This is a genomic window from Geodermatophilus sp. DF01-2 (assembly GCF_004571065.1).
Taxonomy (GTDB): Bacteria; Actinomycetota; Actinomycetes; order Mycobacteriales; family Geodermatophilaceae; genus Geodermatophilus.
In genome coordinates this window covers 47113-67873 of record NZ_SPQN01000011.1, presented here as the reverse complement: position 1 = coordinate 67873, position 20761 = coordinate 47113, and the positions used below count along the sequence as shown (strand labels likewise).

Annotated in this window: 23 protein-coding genes; 10 read left to right on the top strand and 13 right to left on the bottom strand. The window is 74.9% G+C overall.

Features of this window, described 5'->3' with window-relative positions; genetic code table 11:
• Both E4P41_RS05680 and E4P41_RS05675 read left to right on the top strand, forming a co-directional pair.
• A partial coding sequence (locus E4P41_RS05680; protein ID WP_135139953.1) for an ATP-binding cassette domain-containing protein occupies positions 1-865 on the top strand: 865 nt, incomplete at its 5' end.
• 268 nt (positions 866-1133) lie between these two features.
• A complete protein-coding gene (locus E4P41_RS05675) occupies positions 1134-1694 on the top strand; it encodes a dihydrofolate reductase family protein (protein ID WP_135139952.1) in 561 nt (186 codons plus the stop codon).
• Here E4P41_RS05675 and E4P41_RS05670 read toward each other — a convergent pair.
• Positions 1691-2320 (bottom strand): hypothetical protein, encoded by a 630-nt coding sequence (locus E4P41_RS05670; RefSeq protein WP_135139951.1) that lies wholly within the window; start codon positions 2318-2320, stop codon positions 1691-1693. The genes E4P41_RS05675 and E4P41_RS05670 overlap by 4 nt on opposite strands.
• Before the next feature lie 17 nt (positions 2321-2337).
• On the opposite strand from E4P41_RS05670, the gene E4P41_RS05665 reads away from it, so the two are divergent.
• A complete protein-coding gene (locus E4P41_RS05665) occupies positions 2338-2568 on the top strand; it encodes a hypothetical protein (RefSeq protein WP_135139950.1) in 231 nt (76 codons plus the stop codon).
• Between the two features lie 72 nt (positions 2569-2640).
• On the opposite strand, the gene E4P41_RS05660 is transcribed toward E4P41_RS05665, so the two are convergent.
• From E4P41_RS05660 to E4P41_RS05645, 4 genes are read right to left on the bottom strand one after another with little or no spacing between them, the layout of a single operon-like run.
• Positions 2641-3717, bottom strand: a complete 1077-nt coding sequence (locus tag E4P41_RS05660) for an isocitrate/isopropylmalate dehydrogenase family protein (protein ID WP_135139949.1) — start codon at positions 3715-3717, stop codon at positions 2641-2643.
• Positions 3718-3725: 8 nt separating this feature from the next.
• Positions 3726-5138, bottom strand: a complete 1413-nt coding sequence (locus E4P41_RS05655; RefSeq protein WP_135139948.1) for an NAD-dependent succinate-semialdehyde dehydrogenase — start codon at positions 5136-5138, stop codon at positions 3726-3728.
• Positions 5135-5608: a cupin domain-containing protein gene (locus E4P41_RS05650; protein ID WP_135139947.1), complete on the bottom strand. Its 474-nt coding sequence runs from the start codon at positions 5606-5608 to the stop codon at positions 5135-5137. Before E4P41_RS05650 ends, E4P41_RS05655 begins: the two co-directional genes overlap by 4 nt.
• Positions 5605-5922 carry a putative quinol monooxygenase gene (locus tag E4P41_RS05645; protein WP_135139946.1) on the bottom strand — a complete coding sequence of 106 codons (318 nt, stop codon included), beginning with the start codon at positions 5920-5922 and terminating at the stop codon, positions 5605-5607. Before E4P41_RS05645 ends, E4P41_RS05650 begins: the two co-directional genes overlap by 4 nt.
• 49 nt (positions 5923-5971) lie before the next feature.
• Here E4P41_RS05645 and E4P41_RS05640 point away from each other — a divergent pair, with 49 nt between their 5' ends.
• Positions 5972-7051 (top strand): Ldh family oxidoreductase, encoded by a 1080-nt coding sequence (locus tag E4P41_RS05640; RefSeq protein WP_135139945.1) that lies wholly within the window; start codon positions 5972-5974, stop codon positions 7049-7051.
• Positions 7048-7767 (top strand): GntR family transcriptional regulator, encoded by a 720-nt coding sequence (locus E4P41_RS05635; protein ID WP_135139944.1) that lies wholly within the window; start codon positions 7048-7050, stop codon positions 7765-7767. Before E4P41_RS05640 ends, E4P41_RS05635 begins: the two co-directional genes overlap by 4 nt.
• Before the next feature lie 108 nt (positions 7768-7875).
• Here E4P41_RS05635 and E4P41_RS05630 read toward each other — a convergent pair whose 3' ends face one another.
• Genes E4P41_RS05630 through E4P41_RS05620 form a run of 3 tightly spaced genes read right to left on the bottom strand, consistent with a single transcriptional unit; the run spans position 7876 to position 10635 of the window.
• Positions 7876-8271, bottom strand: a complete 396-nt coding sequence (locus E4P41_RS05630) for a universal stress protein (RefSeq protein WP_135139943.1) — start codon at positions 8269-8271, stop codon at positions 7876-7878.
• A 52-nt stretch (positions 8272-8323) separates the two neighbouring features.
• A complete protein-coding gene (locus tag E4P41_RS05625) occupies positions 8324-9049 on the bottom strand; it encodes a response regulator (protein ID WP_245177133.1) in 726 nt (241 codons plus the stop codon).
• Positions 9046-10635, bottom strand: coding sequence for a sensor histidine kinase (locus E4P41_RS05620; RefSeq protein WP_135139942.1), 1590 nt, complete (start codon positions 10633-10635; stop codon positions 9046-9048). The genes E4P41_RS05625 and E4P41_RS05620 overlap by 4 nt, the downstream gene beginning before the upstream one ends.
• 333 nt (positions 10636-10968) lie before the next feature.
• Between E4P41_RS05620 and E4P41_RS05615 the strand changes: the two genes are divergently transcribed.
• From E4P41_RS05615 to E4P41_RS05605, 3 genes are read left to right on the top strand one after another with little or no spacing between them, the layout of a single operon-like run.
• Positions 10969-11973, top strand: coding sequence for a tripartite tricarboxylate transporter substrate binding protein (locus E4P41_RS05615; protein ID WP_135139941.1), 1005 nt, complete (start codon positions 10969-10971; stop codon positions 11971-11973).
• Positions 11970-12479 carry a tripartite tricarboxylate transporter TctB family protein gene (locus E4P41_RS05610; protein WP_135139940.1) on the top strand — a complete coding sequence of 170 codons (510 nt, stop codon included), beginning with the start codon at positions 11970-11972 and terminating at the stop codon, positions 12477-12479. The genes E4P41_RS05615 and E4P41_RS05610 overlap by 4 nt, the downstream gene beginning before the upstream one ends.
• Positions 12479-14092, top strand: coding sequence for a tripartite tricarboxylate transporter permease (locus tag E4P41_RS05605; RefSeq protein ID WP_135139939.1), 1614 nt, complete (start codon positions 12479-12481; stop codon positions 14090-14092). Before E4P41_RS05610 ends, E4P41_RS05605 begins: the two co-directional genes overlap by 1 nt.
• A gap of 366 nt (positions 14093-14458) precedes the next feature.
• Here E4P41_RS05605 and eutC read toward each other — a convergent pair whose 3' ends face one another.
• From eutC to E4P41_RS05580, 5 genes are all read right to left on the bottom strand, one after another.
• The gene (gene eutC / locus E4P41_RS05600) at positions 14459-15214 is read right to left on the bottom strand and encodes an ethanolamine ammonia-lyase subunit EutC (protein ID WP_135139938.1); all 756 of its coding nucleotides are present in this window, start codon (positions 15212-15214) and stop codon (positions 14459-14461) included.
• Complete coding sequence (locus tag E4P41_RS05595) at positions 15211-16626, bottom strand: ethanolamine ammonia-lyase subunit EutB (RefSeq protein ID WP_135139937.1); 1416 nt, start codon at positions 16624-16626, stop codon at positions 15211-15213. The genes eutC and E4P41_RS05595 overlap by 4 nt, the downstream gene beginning before the upstream one ends.
• Positions 16623-18107, bottom strand: a complete 1485-nt coding sequence (gene eat, locus E4P41_RS05590; RefSeq protein WP_209307558.1) for an ethanolamine permease — start codon at positions 18105-18107, stop codon at positions 16623-16625. Before eat ends, E4P41_RS05595 begins: the two co-directional genes overlap by 4 nt.
• 178 nt (positions 18108-18285) lie before the next feature.
• Positions 18286-19185, bottom strand: a complete 900-nt coding sequence (locus E4P41_RS05585; protein ID WP_135139936.1) for an SDR family NAD(P)-dependent oxidoreductase — start codon at positions 19183-19185, stop codon at positions 18286-18288.
• 87 nt (positions 19186-19272) lie between these two features.
• Positions 19273-19704 carry a hypothetical protein gene (locus E4P41_RS05580; RefSeq protein ID WP_135139935.1) on the bottom strand — a complete coding sequence of 144 codons (432 nt, stop codon included), beginning with the start codon at positions 19702-19704 and terminating at the stop codon, positions 19273-19275.
• A gap of 127 nt (positions 19705-19831) precedes the next feature.
• Here E4P41_RS05580 and E4P41_RS05575 point away from each other — a divergent pair, with 127 nt between their 5' ends.
• Both E4P41_RS05575 and E4P41_RS05570 read left to right on the top strand, forming a co-directional pair.
• Complete coding sequence (locus tag E4P41_RS05575; RefSeq protein ID WP_135139934.1) at positions 19832-20101, top strand: DUF2277 domain-containing protein; 270 nt, start codon at positions 19832-19834, stop codon at positions 20099-20101.
• Positions 20102-20189: 88 nt separating this feature from the next.
• Complete coding sequence (locus E4P41_RS05570) at positions 20190-20729, top strand: hypothetical protein (RefSeq protein ID WP_135139933.1); 540 nt, start codon at positions 20190-20192, stop codon at positions 20727-20729.
• Positions 20730-20761: the final 32 nt, after the last annotated feature.

Sequence of the window (20761 nt, the reverse complement as noted above, 5' to 3'; positions counted from 1 at the left end):
CCCGGCGGTCGCGGTGCTCGCGCTCGCCCCGCTGGCGCTCGCCGAGCCGCTGGCCGGCCTGGTGACCGCGCTGCAGCGCCGCGGGGTGCTCGCCGACGCCCGCGAGCGGCTCGACGCCGTCCTCACCGCGCCGGTGCCGGCCGACCCGACCGACTTCCTGCCGGCTCCTGCGCCGGTGCGGGAGCTGGCCACCGACGACCTCGTCGCCGGCTGGCCCGGCGGCCCGGACGTGCTCCGCGGGCTGACCACCCGGGCCGCGGCCGACGGCGGCTGGCTGGTCGTCCGCGGCCCCTCGGGGACGGGCAAGTCGACGTTCCTGGCCGTGCTGCTGGCGGCGCTGCGACCGCGGGCCGGCACGTACGCGCTGGGCGGCGTCCCGACCGACCGGCTGACCGGTGACGGCGTCCGCTCGCGGATGGCCTGGTTGCCCCAGGAGGCGCACGTCTTCGCCTCGACGATCCGCGCCAACCTGGCCCTGGCCGCACCCCGCGGCGAGCTGGCCGGGCCGGACGGCGAGGCGCGGATGCGTGCCGCCCTCGACGCGACCGGGCTGGGCGGCCTGCTCGCCGCGCTGCCCGAGGGCCTCGACACCCCCGTCGGGGCCGGCGGCACCGCACTGTCCGGCGGCGAGCGGCGCCGGCTGGCCGCGGCCCGGGCGCTGCTGGCCGACCGGGACGTCGTGCTGCTCGACGAGCCGACCGCGCACCTGGACCCGCCGACCGCCGCCGCCCTGCTGCGCGACCTGCGCGCGGGCCTCGCCGGCCGGGTCGTGGTGTGCGTGACCCACGACGACACCGTCGAGCAGCCCGGCGACGCGGTCGTCCGGCTCGGCGCGACGCAGGCCGCACTCGCCGCCCGACGCTAGGCGGCCCCGTCCCGGGTTGGCCCCGTCCACAGGCTCGCCGCGGCCCCGTCCCGGGTCCCACCCCGAGCGTGCGAGGGGCGGGGAGGACGGGGTCCTTCCACGGTGAGGAGAACGGTGGCCTGGGACATGGTGCCCTCCTGGCGGTTCCCCGGCACCGTGTCCGCCGCCGGGGAGTACGACTCCATACCGATCGCAGAGGGCCGACGGTCCGGCGCGATGCCGGGATCGGACGCGCCCTCCTGTCAGCACCATGAGGCAGCCTGCCGGTATGGATGCGCCCTTCATCGGCTCGGTCTTCCTCGGCATGAGCGTCGACGGCTTCATCGCCCGCCCGGACGGCGACCTGGCCTGGCTCACCGGCGGCGACGACGCCGGCGGGGCTCCGGACGACGGCGAGGGAGGCGACTTCGGGTTCGCCGAGTTCGTCTCCGGTATCGACGCCCTGGTCATGGGCCGCGGTACCTACGAGGTGATCGCGCCGATGGACGCGTGGCCCTACCAGGGCAGGCCGGTGCACGTCGTGAGCACCACGCTGGAGCCCGGCGCCGACGCGCGCATCACCGTGCACCGCTCGTTCGACGAGGCGGTCGCCGCGCTCACCGCGGCCGGGTACCGGCGGGTGTACGTGGACGGTGGCCGGCTGGTGCACACCTTCCTGGCCGCAGGGCTGATCGGCGACCTCACGCTCTCGCGGGTGCCGGTCCTCATCGGCGAGGGGCACACGCCCTTCGGGCGCTTACCGGCGGACGTGCTGCTCGAGCACGTGCGCACGCAGACCTTCCGCGGCGGGATGGTGCAGACCACCTACCGGGTGCGCAGGGGAGGCTAGGCAGCGGGGACGTCGACCGGGATCTCCGGGCCCAGCGTCGCGCCCCGCAGCAGCTGCAGGTCGTCGCCGGACCAGAAGCTGCCCGGGTCGTAGGTGTTGCGCGGCCGGCGCGCGTCGAGCAGGCCCATCGCGGTGTAGGTCGCGGCCACCAGCTCGGCGCAGTACACCGTCTCGGCCGACGTCCCGCGGCGCAGCCGCCCGGTCAGCCAGCTGCGGGCCAGCCCGCGGGTGGTCGGGAACGGCCGGCCGTCGAGCCGGGCTACGGTGCGCAGGACGGCGTCCTCCATCTCGGGGGTGACGCCGCCGTCGTCGGCCGGGCCGACCAGTTGGCGCAGCCACGCCCGCTGCCCGTAGCGCTGCCGCCAGGTGCGGACGGCGTCGGCGAGGTCGTGCAGCTGGACGCCGCGCTGGTGCTGACCGGTCCAGACGTCGGGCAGCGAGCGGCCGAGCTCGGCGTGCCAGAGCAGCGGCGGCAGGTCCTCGAGGACGACGGCCATGCCGACGTGGTTGACCGGAGCGTTGGTGAACGCCCGGATCGCCCGGTCGGCGACCGACCCGCCGCGGAACACCCAGACGTCGCCGGTGCGGGTGAGGTCGACCGCCTCGTCCAGGCTCAGCTCGGGCACGCCGCTACGTTAGGTCCGTGCGCCCGTGGAAGCTGCTCGGACTGGCCGGCCTCGCCGGCGTCGCGGCGACCGGGGCGGTGCTGGCCCGGGGCGAGCGCCAGCGCCGGGCGCACACCCCCGAGGAGATCCGCACCCGGCTGCGCGAGCGGCACGCCGCACTGGCCGACGTCCCGGAGCCGGCGCCCTCCCGGGAGGAGCTGGTCTCCGGGCGCGGGCACCGGCTGGCCCGGGTACTGCGCCGGCGCTGACCGCTCGGGCCGACGCCGGCGCGCCGGCCCTCACCGGGGCGGCGGCGCGCCGGCTGCACGTGGACGGCGGCCTCACGCCCCCGAGGCGATGCGCTCCACCACGGCGTCGGTGAACTCCCCGGTCGAGGCCGAGCCGCCCAGGTCGGGGGTGCTCACCCCGGCCCGGACGGCGGCCCGGACACCCGCCTCGACGCGGACCGCGGCGTCGGTGGCCCGCGGGTCGCCGTGCCGCGTACCGAGCCACTCCAGGAGCATCCCGGACGAGAGCATCATCGCGATCGGGTTGGCCAGCCCTTTCCCGGCGATGTCCGGGGCGGACCCGTGCGCGGCCTGGGCCATGGCGCGCTCGTCCGAGGCGTTGAGCGACGGCGCGATCCCGAGCGACCCGGCCAGCTCGCCGGCCAGGTCGGAGAGGATGTCGCCGAACATGTTCTCGGCGACGACGACGTCGAAGGCCGGCGACCGGCGCAGCAGGTGCACCGTCATGGCGTCGATGTGGACGTCGTCGACCGCCACGTCGGGGTACTCCTCGGCCACCTCGAGGCACACCCGCTTGAACAGCCCGGAGCTCAGCTGCAGGACGTTGGCCTTGTGCACCACCGTCACCCGGGAGCGCCGGCGCCGGGCCAGCTCGAAGGCCACGCGGGCGATCCGCTCGACCGCGGGCCGGGTGAAGACGCCCATCGCGATGGCGACGTCGGGGGTCGGCATGAACTCGCCGGTGCCGGCGTGGGTGTTGCGGTCGGCGTAGAAGCCCTCGGTGTTCTCCCGGACGATCACGAGGTCCGTGTCGGGCGCGATCGCCGTACCTCCCTCGAAGCCGCGGGCCGGCCGGATGTTCGCGTACAGGTCGAAGTGCTTGCGGATGGCACCGCTCGGGTTCAGCTGCGACCGGAACGGCTCCGGGTAGGCCGCGCTGTCGTACGGCCCGAGCAGCCAGCCGTCGAGGCCGGCCAGCGCCTCCATCGTCGCGGGCGGGATGGCGCTGCCGTGGTCCTCGATGGCGGAGGCGCCGAGCGGCAGCTCCCTCCACTCCACGGGCTCGGCGCCGGCCGCGGCCACCGCGGCGTCGACGACGCGCATGGAGGCAGGGACGATCTCGGGGCCGATGCCGTCGCCGTGCATCACGCCCAACTGGTAATCGGTCATGGTCTCCCTCACTCGGATGTCGGCGCGGTGGCGGCGGGCTCGTCCAGGACCCACCAGGTGCGGACGTCGGTGAACTCGCGGATGCCGGCCGCGGCCAGCTCCCGCCCGTAGCCGCTGGCGCGGGTGCCGCCGAAGGGCATCCGGACGTCGGAGGCGACGACCGCGTTGACGAACGCGGCCCCCGAGCGGATCCGCCGGGCCACCGCGATGCCGCGCTCGGGGTCGGCGGTCCACACGCTGGCGCCGAGACCGAAGCGGGTGTCGTTGGCCACGCGGACGGCCTCGTCGTCCCCGTCGGCCACGATCACCGTGGCGACCGGGCCGAAGAGCTCCTCGTCGTACGCGGGCTGGCCGGGCTCGACGCCGGCCAGGACGGTCGGGGCGTAGAAGGTGCCCGGTCCCTCGAGCCGGCGTCCGCCGGTCAGCAGCCGGGCGCCGGCGGCGACGGATGCCTCCACCTGCCGGTGCACTCCCACCAGCAGGTCCTCCCGCGCCATCGGGCCGACGTCCGTGCCCGGCGACTCCGGGTCGCCCACGGTGAGCCGCTCGACCTCGGCGACCAGCAGCCGGCTGAACTCCTCGGCGACCGAGGCGTCGACGACGAACCGCTTGGGCGAGATGCAGCTCTGTCCCGCGTTGAGGAACCGGCCGCGGGCGGCCGTGGCCGCGACGCGCGGCAGGTCGGCGTCGGCGAGGACGACGAAGGGATCGGAGCCGCCCAGCTCGAGCACCGACTTCTTGATCGCCTCGCCGGCCGCCGAGCCGACGGCCCGGCCCGCCCGCTCGCTGCCGGTGATCGTGACGGCGCCGATGCGGGCGTCCTCGATCAGGCGGCGGGTGACGGCGGGGACGTCCGGCTCGGCGACCACGAGGGCGGTGAACAGCCCTTCCGGCGCGCCGGCGTCGGTCAGGACCCGCTGCACCGCCAGCGCGCAGCCGGTGGTGTTGGGCGAGTGCTTGAGCAGCGCCGCATTGCCGGCCATGAGCGCCGGGGCGGCGAACCGGAGCACCTGCCACAGCGGGAAGTTCCAGGGCATGACGGCCAGCACCACGCCGACCGGCTCGTAGCCGATCCAGCTGCGGTCGGCGGAGGTGGCCACCGGCTCGTCGGCCAGGAAGTCCCCGGCGTGCTCGGCGTAGAAGTCGCACGCCGTGGCGCACTTCTCGACCTCGGCGCGCGACTCGGCCACCGGCTTGCCCATCTCGCGGGTCGCCAGGAGGGCGAGCTCCTCGGTGCCGGCCCGCAGGACCTCGGCCGCGCGGCGGAGGACGGCGGCCCGCCCGGGGAACGGCAAGGCGGCCCAGCCGTTCTGAGCGGCGGCCGCCCGGTCGAGAGCCGCGTCCACCTCGGCGTCGGAGAACGCCGGGTACTCGGCGAGCTGCTCTCCCGTCGCCGGGTTCAGCGTGACGACGGTGCTCATGCCGGGGTCGCGCTGTCGCTCGGGCGCACGGGTCCAGCGCCGCGGTCGCTGTTGGAGAGGTGCTCGAATGTCTCGCCGGTGGCGGTGATGGTTCGGGTGACGTCGCGGCCGCCGTAGACCCAGTAGATGGTCATCGTGCCGGCCCCGCGGTTGCGGAAGCAGTGCGGGACACCAGCGGGCACCCAGGTGGCCTGACCGGCAACCAGGTCGAACTCGTCGTCCCCGACGACGGCGGTGGCCTCGCCCTCGAAGACGAGGACGGTCTCCTCGACGTTGTGCGAGTGCAGCGGGATGCCGGTCCCCGGCGAGAACACGGTCATCCCGGTGGTGACCTCGTTCCCCTCGCAGTTCCACTTGCCGACGAACGGGACGGTGACGACGCCGTTGCCCCGGTCGAAGCGCTCGATCTCCTCCGGACGCAGCACCATCGACGGCGGAACGGGTTGGCGGCGGGCGGGCTCGGGGCTCATGCGGACTCCTCGGAGGTGTGCGTGACCAGCAGCTCCCCGGGGGTGTTGACCTGACTCCCGGGGACGAGCACCCGCTCGGCGATCTCGCGCCACCGAGCGAAGTGCGGTGACGCCTTGTGCGCGACGAAGGCCTCGGCGTCGGTGTAGAGCTCGTAGTAGAGGAAGCGGTCCGAGTCGTCCGCCGCGGAACACACGTCGAACCGGAGACACCCCGGCTCGTCGCGGACGGACGCCTCCGCGTTGGCGGAGATGCCGGCGAGGAACTCCTCGCGCCGATCGGGCCGTACCTCGACCTGGACCACCAGGCTGAACATCGTCGTCCTCCGATTCCTCTGGAGTTCTGTATGCGTTACTGTATACAGCATGGAGCACACGCCAGCGCAAGCGCCGCACCGGATCGCGCCGCAGACCCTCCGGGGCTTCGGCACGCGGGTCCTCGCCGCTCTGGGCGTCCCCGAACCGGACGGCGCCCTGGTGGCCGACAGCCTCGTGCAGGCCGACCTGTGGGGTCACCAGTCGCACGGGTTCCTGCGGCTGCCGTGGTACGCCGCCCGGCTGCGCTCGGGGGCGATGCGTGCGGTCACCGATCCGGTGGTCCTGTCGGACACCGGCCCGCTGGTGCTGCTCGACGGCCGGGACGGCATCGGCCAGGTGCTCACCGAGCGCGCCCGTCGACTGGCGGTGGAGCGCGCGCGGACCCACGGCGTCGGAGTCGTCGGCGTGCGCAACTCCAACCACTTCGGCACGGCGATGTACTTCACCCGCCGCGCGGCCCGGGACGGGTGCGTCGCCGTCCTCACCACGAACGCCAGCCCCGCGATGGCGCCGTGGGGTGGACGCGAGAAGCGGCTGGGCACCAACCCGTGGTCGATCGCGGCACCGGGACCGGACGGCGGGGTGGTCGCGGTGGACATCGCGAACACGGCGGTCGCCCGCGGCAAGATCTACCTGGCGCAGAACCGCGGCGAGTCCATCCCGGAGGGCTGGGCCCTGAGCGCCGAGGGAGCGCCGACGACCGATCCGGCGGAGGGAGTGCTCGGGGTGATCCTGCCCATGGCCGGCCACAAGGGGTACGCGATCACCTTCCTGATGGACGTGCTCTCGGGCGCCCTGACCGGCAGTGCCGTGGGCACCGGGGTGCACGGCCCCTACGAGGCAGCGCAGCGCAGCGGCTGCGGGCACCTCCTCCTCGCCCTCGACCCCGAGGCCTTCGGGGACCGTGCGGGGTACGAGGAACGAGTGCGGCAGCTGATCGACGAGGTGAAGTCCACGCCGCTGGCGCAGGGGTTCGACGAGGTCTTCCACCCGGGCGAGGTCGAGGACCGGGCCGAAGCGGCGAATCTCGCCGCCGGCGGCGTGCTCCTCGCCGGGCAGTCGCTGTCCGACCTCCACCGGCTCGCGGACGAGGCCGGGGTGCCCTTCCCTGCGGAGGTGCCCCGATGACCGCGGTTCCCGAAGGCGGCGAGCCCGCGACCGACGTCAGCAAGGCCGACCTCGTCCACCGCCGGCTCAAGGAGGAGATCGAGCTCGGCGAGCTGGCGCCCGGCACCCCCTTGCCGGAGCTCTGGCTGGTGGAGCGGATGGGAGCGTCCCGCACACCGGTCCGGGAGGCGCTGCGCCGGCTGGCCACCGAGGGCCTGGTGGACCTGGTGCCCCGGCAGGGCGCCCGGGTGTCCCGGGTGTCCCTGCAGAGCGTCCGCGACCTGTTCGACTTCCGCTCGCTGCTCGAGCCCGCGGCCATGCGCCAGGCGACCGAGGGAGCAGCGGCCGATCCACAGCTGCGCCGGGCCTTCGCCACGATGCGGACCGAGTTCGCCCGCATCCAGCGCCGCGCGCCCTCGCCGGCGCGGGCCCGGGCCTTCTACGAGCTGGCCGACCGGTTCGACTGGGCGATCATCGGCGCCACCCGCAACGAACACCTGCGGCGCGCGATCGCCGAGCTGCGGCCGCACACGGCGCGGCTGCGCAACCTGTCCCACGTCGATCCGCAGCGGGTGGAGGTCTCCGTCGCCGAGCACCTGCGCATGTGCGACGCGCTCCTTGCCGGGGACGCCGACGGGGCGGCCGACGCCCTCGCCGGGCACCTGGCGCAGGGCCTGGAGACGATCTTCCGCAACCTGGCCCGCGGGCCCGGCGAGGGCGTCGACCTGCTCGGCTGAAGGGGCGCTCCTGGTGGCGGACCGGAACGGCCTCCCTGCTGGGGCCCGCCGCGGCCCCGTCCCGGGCCCCGCCCTGAGCTTGCGAAGGGTGGGGAGGACGGGGTCCTTTCAGTAGGTCGCCTTGACCGCCAGCACCGGGCAGTGCGCGTCGAGCAGGATCCGCTGCGCCTGGCTGCCGGTGATCAGCTTGCCGGTCGGCGTGCGGCGACGCATGCCGATGACGATCAGGCTGGCCTTGACGCGATCGGCGGCGTCCACGAGCTCGTCGGAGGCCTCGTGCCCGGCCACCCGCTGGTCGATCTCGTACACCACCCCGGCGCGGTCGAGCTTCCCCCGGACCTGGTCCAGCACCCGCTCGGAGGCGAACCGGGGGTCGGCGAGCACGTCGCCGCGCGAGCTGTTGACGAGGTGCAGGGGCTGGTCTCGGAGCTTGGCCTCGGCGATCGCGGCGTCGAGAGCGGCCTCGCCCTCGGGAGTGGGGACGTATCCCACGACGATGGTCATGGCCGGAGCCTAGGCAACGCCGGGGGGACGTCCCCGGCACGACCCGGCCCCGTCACGGGGAGCGGTGCGGGACGCGCAGGGTGAACCGCCGCTCCGGCCGGCCGGCCGTGCCGTAGCGCTGGCGGACGTCGGCCTCCTGCCGCGCGACCAGCTGCTCGAGGTAGCGGCGGGCACTCACCCGCGCCAGCCCGGTGCGCTCGCTGCACTGGGTGGCCGAGAGGCCGTCGGAGCCGGCGAGCTGCAGCGCCTGCCGCACCAGCTGCAGCGTCTCCGGCGCGATCCCCTTGGGGGTGACCGGCACCGGCCGGCTCCCGCCGCGCGCGCCCGCGAAGACCCGGTCGACGTCGGCCTGCCCGGCCTCCTCCAGTGCGGCCAGCTCCCCGCGCAGCGCGGCGTACTCCCGCAGCCGGGTCTCGAAGGTCTGCCGGTCGAAGGGCTTGACCAGGTAGTGCAGGACGCCGCCGTGCAGGGCGCTGCGGATGCTGTCGACGTCCCGGGCCGCGCTGATGACGACGACGTCGACCGGCGCCCCGTCCGCCCGCAGCCGGCGCAGCACGTCCAGGCCGGTCATGTCCGGGAGGTAGACGTCGAGCAGCACCAGGTCCGGCCGCAGCCGCTGCACGGCGGCCAGCGCGTCGGCGCCGGTGGACGCGGTGCCGGCCACCTCGAAGCCGTCGAGGGCCGCCACGAAGCCGGCGTGCACCTTGGCGACCATGAAGTCGTCGTCGACGATGAGGACGCGCAACGGGCGTCCGCGCGTGCCCGTCCCCATGGTCATGCGTCCACCAGCGCGGGGCCGGCCGGCAGCCGGGCGGTGAACACCGAGCCACCGGCCGAGCTGACGGTCACGTCGCCCCCGCGGCGGGTGCACACCAGGTGCACCAGGGACAGGCCGATGCCCCGCCCGCCCGGCACCGAACCGCTCTTCGTCGAGACGCCCCGCCGGAAGACCTCGGACTCCATGCCCGCCGGGACGCCGGGGCCGGAGTCGCGGACCACGACGTCGACCTCGCCGTCCACCACGCCCAGGCCCACCTCGACCCAGCGCTGGGCCACCGTCGAGGCCGCGTCCATGGCGTTGTCGACCAGGTTGCCGACCACGGTCGCGACGTCGGTGCTCAGCTCGGGCGCCAGCACCGGCAGGGCGGAGTCGGGGGCGATGCGGAGCTCGACGCCCAGCTCGGCGGCCTGGCTGGCCTTGGCGACCAGCAGCGCCGCGATCGCCGGATCCCGCACCGCGGAGGTGACGGCGCCGCCGAACTCCGACCGGCTGGTGCTGATCCGGTGCACGAAGCGAACCGCCTCCTCCGCCTCGCCGAGCTCGATGAGGCCGGCGATGGTGTGCAGCCGGTTGTCGAACTCGTGCGCCTGGGCGCGCAGCGTGTCGGTGACGTGCCGGGTGAGGTCCAGCTCCTGGCGCAGTTCGAGCAGCTCGGTGCGGTCGCGCAGCGTGGTGACCGATCCGATGGGCCGGCCGCGGCTGGTGAGGGGCAGCCGGTTGACGACGAGCACCCGTCCGGCGCTGCCCACGGCCCGGTCGCGCTCGACGTCGGAGGAGAGCAGCGCCTCGCGCACCTCCTCGGCCACCCCCAGCTCGGCGAGGGTGCGGCCGAGCGCATCACCGGGGATGCGCAGCAGCCGGATCGCCTCGTCGTTGACCAGCGTGACCCGGCCGTGCAGGTCCAGGCCCACGACGCCCTCGCGGATGCCGTGCAGCATGGCGTCGCGGTGCTCCACCAGCCCGGCGATCTCCGCGGGCTCCAGTCCGAGGGTCTGCCGCTTGACCCGCCGCGCGAGCAGCAACGAGCCGCCGAAGCCGATCGCGCTGGCCAGCCCGAGATAGGTGAGCAGGTTCGGCGCCGCGGCCGAGAGCCCCTCGACGATGCCGGGGTAGGGCCGCTGGACGGCGACGAAGCCGAGCACGGCGTCGCCGTCGGGGGCGTAGACCGGCGTCATGGCCATCGCCGCCCGCCCGTCGCCGACCTCGAGGTCACCGGTCCACGACCGGCCCTCGAGCACCCGGCTGGCGCCGAGGTCGAAGGGCTCGCCGAGGCGGGAGGGGTCGGCGCTGGCGAGGACCGTCCGGTCGGCGCTCGCCACGACGACGTCCTCCGAGCCGGAGTAGCCGCGGCTGTTCTCCGCGGCGATGCGCAGGTAGTCCAGCTGGTCGCGCTCCAACGCCGTCCGCATGGCGCGGGCGTTGGCCAGCGTCTCGGCGACCTCCAGGGCGCGGGCGCTCTCGGTCTCCTCGGCGCGCTGGGTCGACTGGGCCACGGTGACCGCGGCGACACCGACGAGCACGGCGCAGACGATGACCACCTGCAGCGCGAGCAGCTGGCCGGCCAGCGAGAGCCGCCGGGTCACGGGCACTCCTCGCTGGCGCTCGTCGGCCCCGTGCCCCGGGGTGCTCTGCCCATGCGCGACCTCGCGAGCTCGGTCACGAGCCCTCCTCGCCGGCGCTCGTCGGCCCCGTGCCCCGGGGTGCTCTGCCCATGCGCGACCTCGCGAGCTCGGTCACTGGTGCCCTCCTGGACGGTCGGGGACGCAGCACGCCATTGAACCCCGGATCCGCGGCCTGGACGGTGGTGCACACAACGACCACAAAGCCCAATGCGCACGCAATCGTGACACGCACCACGCCCACTGCGACGTTTCCCTGTGAGCGGCGGACACCCGCCCGACACACAGGAGGAACGAATGCGCTCTGCTTCGCTGCGGAAGCTCACCGTCGGCACGGTTGCCGCCGGCCTGCTGCTGACCGGCTGCGGCACCACCGCCGAGGGCGGCTCGGCCGCCGGCGGCGCGGCCGACGGCCCGGTCAGCGGCCTGCGGATCCTGGTCCCGAACTCGCCGGGCAGCGGCTACGACACCACCGCCCGCGAGGCGGCGCAGGTGATGGAGGAGACCGAGCTGGCCAGCGGCATCGAGGTCTTCAACCTCGAGGGCGCCGGCGGGACCGTCGGTCTGCAGCGCCTGGTCAACGAGGAGGGCAACGCCGACATGCTCATGCAGATGGGCCTCGGCGTCGTCGGCGCGCAGTACAGCAACCAGTCCGAGGCCACCCTCGACCAGACGACGCCCGTGGCCCGGCTCATCGAGGAGGCCGAGGCGATCGTCGTCCCGGCCGACTCGCCGTACCAGACGCTCGACCAGCTGGTGCAGGCGTGGAGCGCCGACCCCGGCAACGTGCCGATCGGCGGCGCGTCCAACCCCGGCGGCCCGGACCACCTGACCGCGATGCTGCTGGCCGAGGAGGTCGGCATCGACCCGACGGCGGTCAACTACGTCGCCTACGACGGCGGCGGCGAGCTGCTGGCCGGCATCCTCGGCGGGCAGATCGCGGCCGGCGCGACCGGCATCGGCGAGGTCGCCGAGCAGGCCGCGGCCGGCGAGGTGCGCATCCTCGGCGTCACCAGCGAGGAGCCGGTCGAGGGCGTCGACGCGCCTACCCTCACCGAGCAGGGCGTCGACCTGGTCTTCACCAACTGGCGGGGTCTCGTGGCCGCTCCCGGCATCTCCGAGGAGGAGGCGCAGCAGCACATCGACCTGGTGACCGAGATGGTCGAGAGCGACGCCTGGCAGCAGGTCCTCGAGAACCAGGGCTGGACCGACGCCTTCCTCCCCGGCGAGGAGTTCGGCGACTTCATCTCCGAGGAGAGCCAGCGGGTGCAGTCGGTCCTGGGCGAGCTGGGGCTGGCGTGAGTTCCGCCTCCAGCGGCGCCCGGGAGCAGGGCCGCTCCGAACTCGGGGTGGCCCTGTTCCTGGGCGGGCTCGGCGTGCTGGTGATCGTCCAGGCACTGCTGCTGGAGGAGAGCCTCATCGCCCGCGGCCCGGTCGGGCCGCGGACCGTGCCGCTGGTCGTCGGCGGCCTGCTGGTGGTCGTGGCGGCGTTCCTCGCCGTCGACGTCCTGCGCGGCGGGCGCGGCGAGCCCGAGGGCGGCGAGGACGTCGACCTCACCGGCCGCAGCGACTGGAGGACGATCGCGATGCTCGTCGCGGCGTTCGTCGCCAACGCGCTGCTGATCGAGCCGCTCGGCTGGCCGGTGTCCGGCGCGATCCTCTTCTGGGGCTCGGCGTTCGCCCTCGGCAGCCGGCATCCCGTGCGCGACCTGGTCATCGCCGTCGTCCTGTCCGTCGGCACCTGGTACCTGTTCGTCCTCGTGCTGGGCATCGCCCTGCCGGTGGGCGTCCTGGAGGGGATCCTCTGATGGGCGCGTTCTCCGAACTGGCGAACGGCTTCGCCACGGCGCTCACGCCGGAGAACCTGATGTTCGCGCTGCTCGGCGTGCTGCTGGGCACCGCGATCGGCGTGCTGCCCGGCATCGGCCCGGCGATGACCGTCGCGCTGCTGCTCCCCCTGACCCGCAGCCTCGACGCGACCACCGCGCTGATCATGTTCGCCGGCATCTACTACGGCGGCATGTACGGCGGCTCGACCACGTCGATCCTGCTGAACACCCCGGGCGAGAGCGCCTCGGTGGTCACCGCCCTCGAGGGCAACAAGATGGCCCGTGCCGGGCGGGCCGCGCAGGCCCTGGCCACGGCGGCGATCGGCTCGTTCGTCGCCGGCTCCATCGCCACCCTGCTGCTGGCCCTGGTCGCGCCCACCGTCGCCAACCTGGCCGTCGAGGTCGGGCAGCCGGACTACTTCGCGGTGATGGTGCTGGCCTTCATCGCCGTCACCTCGGTCCTGGGGAGCTCCCGGGTCCGCGGGCTGGCCTCGCTGGCCCTGGGCCTGACCATCGGCCTCGTCGGCATCGACGCGACCTCGGGCCAGCAGCGGCTGACCTTCGGCATCCCGGAGCTCGCCGACGGCATCGACGTCGTCGTCGTCGCGGTGGGCCTGTTCGCCGTCGGCGAGGCGCTGTGGACCGCGGCCCACCTGCGCCGCCGTCCGGTCGACGTCATCCCGGTGGGCAACCCGCGGATGAACAGGTCGGACTGGCGCCGGTCGTGGAAGCCCTGGCTGCGCGGCACCGCGATCGGCTTCCCGTTCGGCGCCGTCCCCGCCGGGGGCGCGGAGATCCCGACGTTCCTCTCCTACGTCACCGAGAAGCGGCTGTCCAAGCACCCGGAGGAGTTCGGGCACGGCGCCATCGAGGGCGTCGCCGGTCCGGAGGCGACGAACAACGCCTCGGCCGCCGGTGGCATGGTCCCGCTGCTCACCCTCGGCATCCCGACGACGGCCACCGCGGCGGTCCTGCTGGCGGCGATCACCAGCTTCGGCATCGAGCCCGGTCCGCAGCTGTTCGACAACGAGCCGGAGCTGGTCTGGGGCCTGATCGCCAGCCTGTTCATCGGCAACGCCGCGCTGCTGCTGCTCAACCTGCCGCTGGCGCCGGTGTGGGCGAAGCTGCTGCGGATCCCGCGGTCGTACCTGTACGCGGGGATCCTGTTCTTCGCCAGCCTGGGGGCCTACGCGGCCAACGCCTCGCCGTTCGACCTGCTCCTGCTGCTGGTCATCGGCGCGCTCGGGTTCCTGATGCGCCGCTACGGCCTGCCGGTGCTGCCGGCGATCATCGGCGTGATCCTCGGCCCGTTCGCCGAGGAGCGGCTGCGTACGGCGCTGCAGATCAGCAACGGCGAGCTCTCCGGCCTGATCACCCCGTTCTCGACGATGGTCTACGCCATCGTGGTCCTCGTGCTGCTGTGGCCCCTGGTCCGCCGGCTGCTGCCGCGGAAGGCCACCGTGCCGGTGCTCGCCGACGCGGTGCACGAGATCGAGGAGGCCCACTCCCACTCCGGGACGACCGACGCGGTCTCCGTGGAGGCCCGGGCGAGGAAGGGTGCCGAGAAGCCGAACGGCTCCGACGGGTCCTGAGCCGTGGAGGGGGAGGGTGCCGACGGTCCCCTCCCCCTCCCGGCCGGCACGTCGCCGACCCGGCCGCCCGCGCCGGGACGGACGGCGACCGCCACATCCTCCCGCCGTCGGAGTCCTTCCCGGGCGGGACGGCGGAGTCGGCACTCCTCGCGCCCGTCGGTGTCGCCCGGTGTCGTACCGCGTCGTCCCCCCGGCGTCGCGGACGCGGTGGCTCCGTCCCGGGTCCCGCCGGCTTCCTGCAGGATCCCGCCGCCGGCCCTGTCCAGGGCACCGCCCCGAGCCTGCGAGGGGTGGGGAGGACGGGGTCCTTCCATGGCGGGGGGCAGGGGGCCCTTCTCCGAAGGGTGGGCAGGACGGGGTCCTTGCTCAGCCGGTCCCGGCGGGCAGCGCCGGGCCCTCGTCCTTGAGCACCACCCCCGAGGCGCCGAGCTCACGGGCCGCGGCGAGCAGCGCGGCCACGGTGTCGGCGGCCTGCGCGTAGGACAGCCCGTGCGGCGGTCGGACGTTGGAGACGCAGTTGCGCTCGGAGTCCGCCCGTCCGGGCCGCGGGTCCCAGGTCAGGTAGACGCCGAGCGAGTCCACCGACGACAGGCCCGGCCGCTCGCCGATCAGCACGACGACGGCCCGGGCGCCCAGCGCCTCTCCGACCGCGTCGCCCAGCGCCACCCGGGCCTGGTGCGCCAGCACGAACGGGGCGACGGTCCACCCGGGCAGCCGGTCGAGCAGCGCCGTCGTCAGTTCCGCGGCGTGCTCGTGCACCGCCCGCGGGGAGAGCCCGTCGGCGATCACCACCGCCAGGTCGGCCTCCGCGCGGGGAAGCACTGTGCCCGGCGCGAGCTGCCGGCCGAGGTCGGGGCGCTGCAGGTAGGTGGCCCGGTCGGGCGCGGCGGAGTGCACCTCGAGCAGCTCGACGCCCGGGAGCCGTCCACGGACGAGTGCGGGGTCCAGCGGCTGGTGCACCGCGTCGCGCGCGGCGGCGTGCGCGGCGCGGAACTCCAGCTCCCGGGCGGTGGGCAGGGCGTCGCCGGTCCGGCCGAGCGCGACCCGGGCCCGAGTGGCCGCGCGCAGCACCGCCCACGGGTCGTCACCGGGTGGCAGCGGCGCGTCGAGTGCCGAATTCATCCCGACGCCGCCGCGAGGAGGGCCCGGGCCGCGGGCGCGTCGGCGGTCAGCTCGCGCACCCGGCCGTCGTCGTCGAGCAGGTCCATCCGCGCCAGCCACGCCTCGAACTCCGGCGCCGGCCGCAGCCCCAGCACCGAGCGGGTGGTGAGGACGTCGGAGAACGACAGCGACTGGTAGTGCAGCATCACGTCGTCCGCCCCCGGGACGGCGATGAGGAAGGTGACCCCGGCGGCGCCGAGCAGCAGCATCAGGGAGTCGGTGTCGTCGCCGTCGACCTCGGCGTGGTTGGTGTAGCAGACGTCCACGCCCATCGGCAGGCCGAGCAGCTTGCCGCAGAAGTGGTCCTCCAGCCCGGCCCGCAGCACCTGCTTGCCGTCGTAGAGGTACTCCGGACCGATGAAGCCGACGACGGTGTTGACCAGCAGCGGCGCGAACTGCCGGGCGACGGCGTAGGCCCGCGCCTCCAGCGTCTGCTGGTCGACCGGCCGGCCGCCGACGCCGCGGTGCGCATCGGCCGACAGCGCCGAGCCCTGCCCGGTCTCGAAGTAGGTGACGTTCGACCCGACCGTCCCGCGGCCCAGCGCCAGGGCTCCGGCGCGTGCCTCGGCGAGCAGGTCGAGGGTGACGCCGAACCCGCGGTTGGCCGGCTGGGTGCCGGCGACCGACTGGAAGACCAGGTCGACCGGCGCGCCGGCCTCCAGCGCCCGCAACGTGGTGGTGACGTGCGCCAGCACGCAGGACTGGGTCGGGATGCCGTAGCGGGTGATCACCTCGTCGGCCAGCTCGAGCAACGCGACCGTGCGGGCCGGCGAGTCGGTGGCCGGGTTGATCCCGATGACCGCGTCCCCGCAGCCGGACAGCAGCCCGTCGACGACGGACGCCGTCACGCCCAGCGGGTCGTCGGTCGGGTGGTTGGGCTGCAGCCGCGAGGTCAGCCGGCCGGGCAGGCCGAGGGTGCTGCGCAGGCCGGTGACCACCCGGGTGCGCCGGCCGACCGCGACCAGGTCGGCGTTGCGCATCAGCTTCGACGTGGCCGCGACCATCTCGGGGGTCAGCCCGGGGGCCAGCGCGCTGATCGCCGCCTCGTCGCCTGCGGCGGCCCAGGCCAGCAGCCGGTCGCGGAACTCCCCCACCGTCAGCGACGCCACCGGGGCGAAGGCGGCGCGGTCGTGGGTGTCGAGGATCAGCCGCGTGACGTCGTCCTCGTCGTAGCCGACCACCTGCTCGTCGAGGAAGGTGGTCAGCGGCAGGTCGGCGAGCAGCGTCTGAGCGGCGACCCGCTCCTCCGCCGACTCGGCCGCGCAGCCGGCGAGGACGTCGCCGGAGCGGGCCGGGGTCGCCTTGGCCATGAGCTCGACCAGCGTCGGGAACTCGTACGTGTGCCCCCCGATGGTGCCCCGCCGGGCACTCATCGCACGTCCTCTCCGGCGTCGGCCAGCAGTTCGAACTCCTCCTCCGGCGCCGAGGCCACCAGGTGGTGCCGGCTGTAGAGCGCGAACCAGGCGAGGAAGCAGACATAGGCGGCGAGCGTCCACAGCGCGGCGGTGACGTCGACGAGGAAGGTGGCCACGACCGCCGCGGCGGCCAGCACCAGCGCGACGCCGGTGGTCGCCGTCCCGCCCGGGGTGCGGTACGGGCGCGGGAGGTCCGGCTCGCGGCGGCGCAGCACGATGTGGCTGACCATCATGAGCACGTAGGACACCGTCGCCCCGAAGACGGCCATGTTGAGCAGCATCGCGCCCTGGCCGGTCAGCGAGAGCACGAAGCCGACGGCCCCGGGAACCAGCAGCGCCAGCATCGGCGCCCTGCGGGAGTTGGTCACCGACAGCGCCCGCGGCAGGTAGCCGGCGCGGGACAGCGCGAAGGTCTGCCGCGAGTAGGCGTAGATGATCGAGAAGAAGCTCGCCACCAGGCCGAACAGCCCGGCGTAGTTGACGACCGTCGTGATGCCCTCCTCGGCGCCCGAGGCGGCCAGCGCGTCGACCAGCGGATTGCCCGACTCCGCGATCGCCGACGAGCCGGCCGCGCCGGGCGTGAACACCAGCATGAGGACGGCGAGGACGACGAGCACGCCCATCGCCGCGACGATCCCCCGCGGCATGGACCGCGCCGGGTCGCGGGCCTCCTCGGCGGCCAGCGGCACGCTCTCCACGGCGAGGAAGAACCAGATCGCGAACGGGAAGGCCGCCCAGATGCCGAGCAGCCCGTAGGGCAGGAACGCCGAGGCCCCGGCGGCGTCCGTGGGTGCGATGTCGAGCAGGTTCGCCGGATCGAACCGCGGGACGGCGCCGACGAGGAACACCACCAGCCCGGCCAGCGCGACGACGGTGACGGCGAACATCACCTTGAGCGCCTCGCCGACGCCGAGCAGGTGGATGCCGATGAACAGTGCGTAGGCGGCGAGATACACCCACCAGCCGTCGGTGATGCCGAACAGCCCGAGCGACTCGACGTAGGCGCCGATGAAGGTGGCGATCGCGGCCGGGGCGATGGCGTACTCGATGAGCACGGCGACGCCGGTGGCGTAGCCGCCCCACGGGCCCAGCGCGCGCCGGGCGAAGGTGTAGCCGCCGCCGGCGGTCGGCAGCGCGGAGCCGAGCTCCGCCAGCCCGAAGACCATCGCGGTGTACATGACCGCCATGAGGACGACGGCGATCAGCAGCCCGCCGAAGCCGCCCTCGGCGAGGCCGAAGTTCCAGCCGGCGTAGTCGCCGGAGATGACCGCCGACACACCCAGTCCGGCGAGCAGCAGCCAGCCCGCCGTCCCGGTGCGCAGTTGTCGCTTGTGCAGGTAGCCCTCGTCGACCCGTTCGGCCTCGACGCCGGCATGGTGGGCGGGCCGGGTGGCGGCATGCCGTGTCGGGGTCGAGCGGGCGGTGGGTTCGGCGGTCATGCACGGCCTCCCGCGGTCGGCCCGCCGGCGGCGGGGAGGGCCAGCGTCGTCCTGCGCCCCGGCCGGGTCAACGGGGTGCGCCCGGGGCACGACCCGCCGTCCACGGCCGTGCCGTTGGACGAGACCTGCACGAGCCCCGTCGGCGGTGCGCGGTGATCCGCCGGCCGGGCAGGCCTTCTCAGATCCCGCGCCAGCGGCCGTCCTTGCTGTTGCCTTCCTGCCGCGAGGCGAACACGTTGCCCTCGGTGGGCGGCACCTGGTCGCGGGACAGTGCGAAAGTCCGGAACAGCGGGCCGACGAGCGCGTCGTAGACGGCCGGCAGCAGTCGGAAGCCGGCGATGACGAGCGGGTTGGCGATGCCGGACTGCACCAGCCGGCGCGGCCGGTCCAGCCGCGCCACCACCGTCCGCGCCACCCGGTCGGCCGAGTACGCCGGCGGCGGCGGGCGGCCGGTGCTGCCCGCCCACGTCGCGCCCTGGTAGTAGATCGGCGTGTTGACCCCGCCCGGGGCGACCGCGGAGACGTGCACCCCCGGCGCGTCGCGGATCTCCTGCTGCAGCGTCCGGACCAGGCCGAGCTGTCCCCACTTCGCCGCCGCGTAGCTGCCCATCGTCGGCGCGGTCACCGAGGCCAGCACCGAGCTCACCACGACCAGGTGGCCGGCACCCTGGCGGCGGAAGACCGGGAGCACCGTGCGGGCGAGGTTGGCCGTGCCGTGCACGCTCGTGTCGACGACGGCCTCGAAGACCTCTCGCGGCACGTCCTCGATGCGGCCGTACGCCATGGTGGCGGCCGAGTGGACGACGGCGTCGAGCCGTCCGAATCGTTCGACGGCGGTGTCGACCACGCGCTGCACGGCCGCGGCGTCGTTGACGTCGGCGGGGCAGACGAGGGCCTCGGGGGCACCCTTCGCGCGGGCCTCGCCGGCGGCCTCCTCCAACGTCTGCCGGCCCCGGGCGACGAGTACCAGACGGGCGCCGCGGGCGGCGAGCGTGTGCACGGTGGCCCGGCCGATCCCACTCGAGGCCCCGGTGACGAGGACGGCCGGCGGGCGGGACGGCGCGGCGGTCGGCGGCATGCGGCTCCTCGGGCTCGGGAGGCTACGGACGCGCGGGCACGTCTCGGCCCGCGTCGGTGGAGTCGCTCTACCCTCGGGCTCGCCGGGTCATGCGGGTGCGTCCGGGACGGCACCGTCGGGACGGGCCTGGTGGTCGAGCACCCGGTACAGCCATCCGGGCCCGGCGACGGCGACGCCGGCCGGCAGCCGGGCGCGCAGCCCGCGATCGGCGGTGACCACCAGCACGTCCCGTCCCTCCTCGGCGAGCCGCGCGGCGCAGGCGGCCAACGCGTCGTCCCCGCTGCCGGGAGCCCGCACCAGGGTCACGCCGCCCGGTCGTGCCACGGCCCGCGCCGTCCCCTCGACGACCGCGACCACCTCGCCGCACAGCACCGGGCCGCCACCGGGCGCGGTCACCTCCCGCCCCGCCAGCGGCGCCAGCCGGCGCAGCAGCCGGGACGTCGCACCCGCGCGGTCGCGCCACCAGCCGTCGGGCCGGGCACCGACCACGTTCGCGGCGTCCACCAGCAGCACGACCATCGCCGTCCTCCTTCTCCGCCCCGGTGCCGATCGTGGACCCCGGTGACCGTTCGTGCCGGCCGGGTCAGGCATCCCGACGGGAACCTCCGGCTGCCGGCCGACACCGGCCGCTCCTACGCTGCCGCGCATGTGCCGCAACATCCGACCGCTGGCCAACTTCGAGCCGCCGGTGACCGACGAGGAGATCCACGCCGCCGCGCTGCAGTACGTGCGGAAGATCAGCGGCACGGCGCGGCCGTCCCGGGCCAACGCGGAGGTGTTCGACCGCGCCGTCGCCGAGGTCGCCGAGGCCTCCGCCCGGCTGCTGGCCGCGCTGGTCACCACCGCGCCGCCCAGGGACCGCGAGGAGGAGGCGGCCAAGGCACGCCGGCGGGCGGCGCTGCGCTACGGGGGCTGAGCACACACCGGATCGGGCGCAACCGAGTGGGAACGTGGTGAGCGGGGTAGAGCGACTCCATCCACGACCCGTCCCGAGGAGCAGCCCCATGGCCCGGAACACCCTCTCCCGTGCGATGCACGACGTCGGACTCGCCGCCTGGTTCGGCGGCACACTCGCCAACGCCGTCGCGCTCAACCCCGCCGCCGGCGCGGCCGGCGGCGCCTCGGACACCGGCCGGGTCGCCAACGCCGGGTGGGACCGGTGGACGCCGGTGAACGCCGCGGCCATCGGCACGCACCTGTTCGGCAGCGTCGGCCAGCTGCTGGGCAACCGCAAGCGCGTCGCCGGCCAGCAGGGCGTCGCCGGGATGAGCGTGCTCAAGACCACGCTCACCGCGGCCGCGCTCGGCGTCACCGCCTACAGCCGGGCGCTGGGCCGCGTGGTCTCCGACGCGGGCAGCACGCCGTCCCGGTCGGGGACTCGGCCGAGCAAGCGGGCCAAGGCCGAGGTCGCCGCCGCCCAGGCGAAGCTGGACCAGCTGCAGTGGGTGATCCCGGCGCTGACCGGCGCGCTGGTCGCCGTCAGCTCCTACGCCGGCGAGCAGCAGCGGCCCGGCGAGGTCGCCCGCGGGTTCGCCCAGCGCTGACCGCTCCTCCCCCGCCACCGACCCCACCTCTG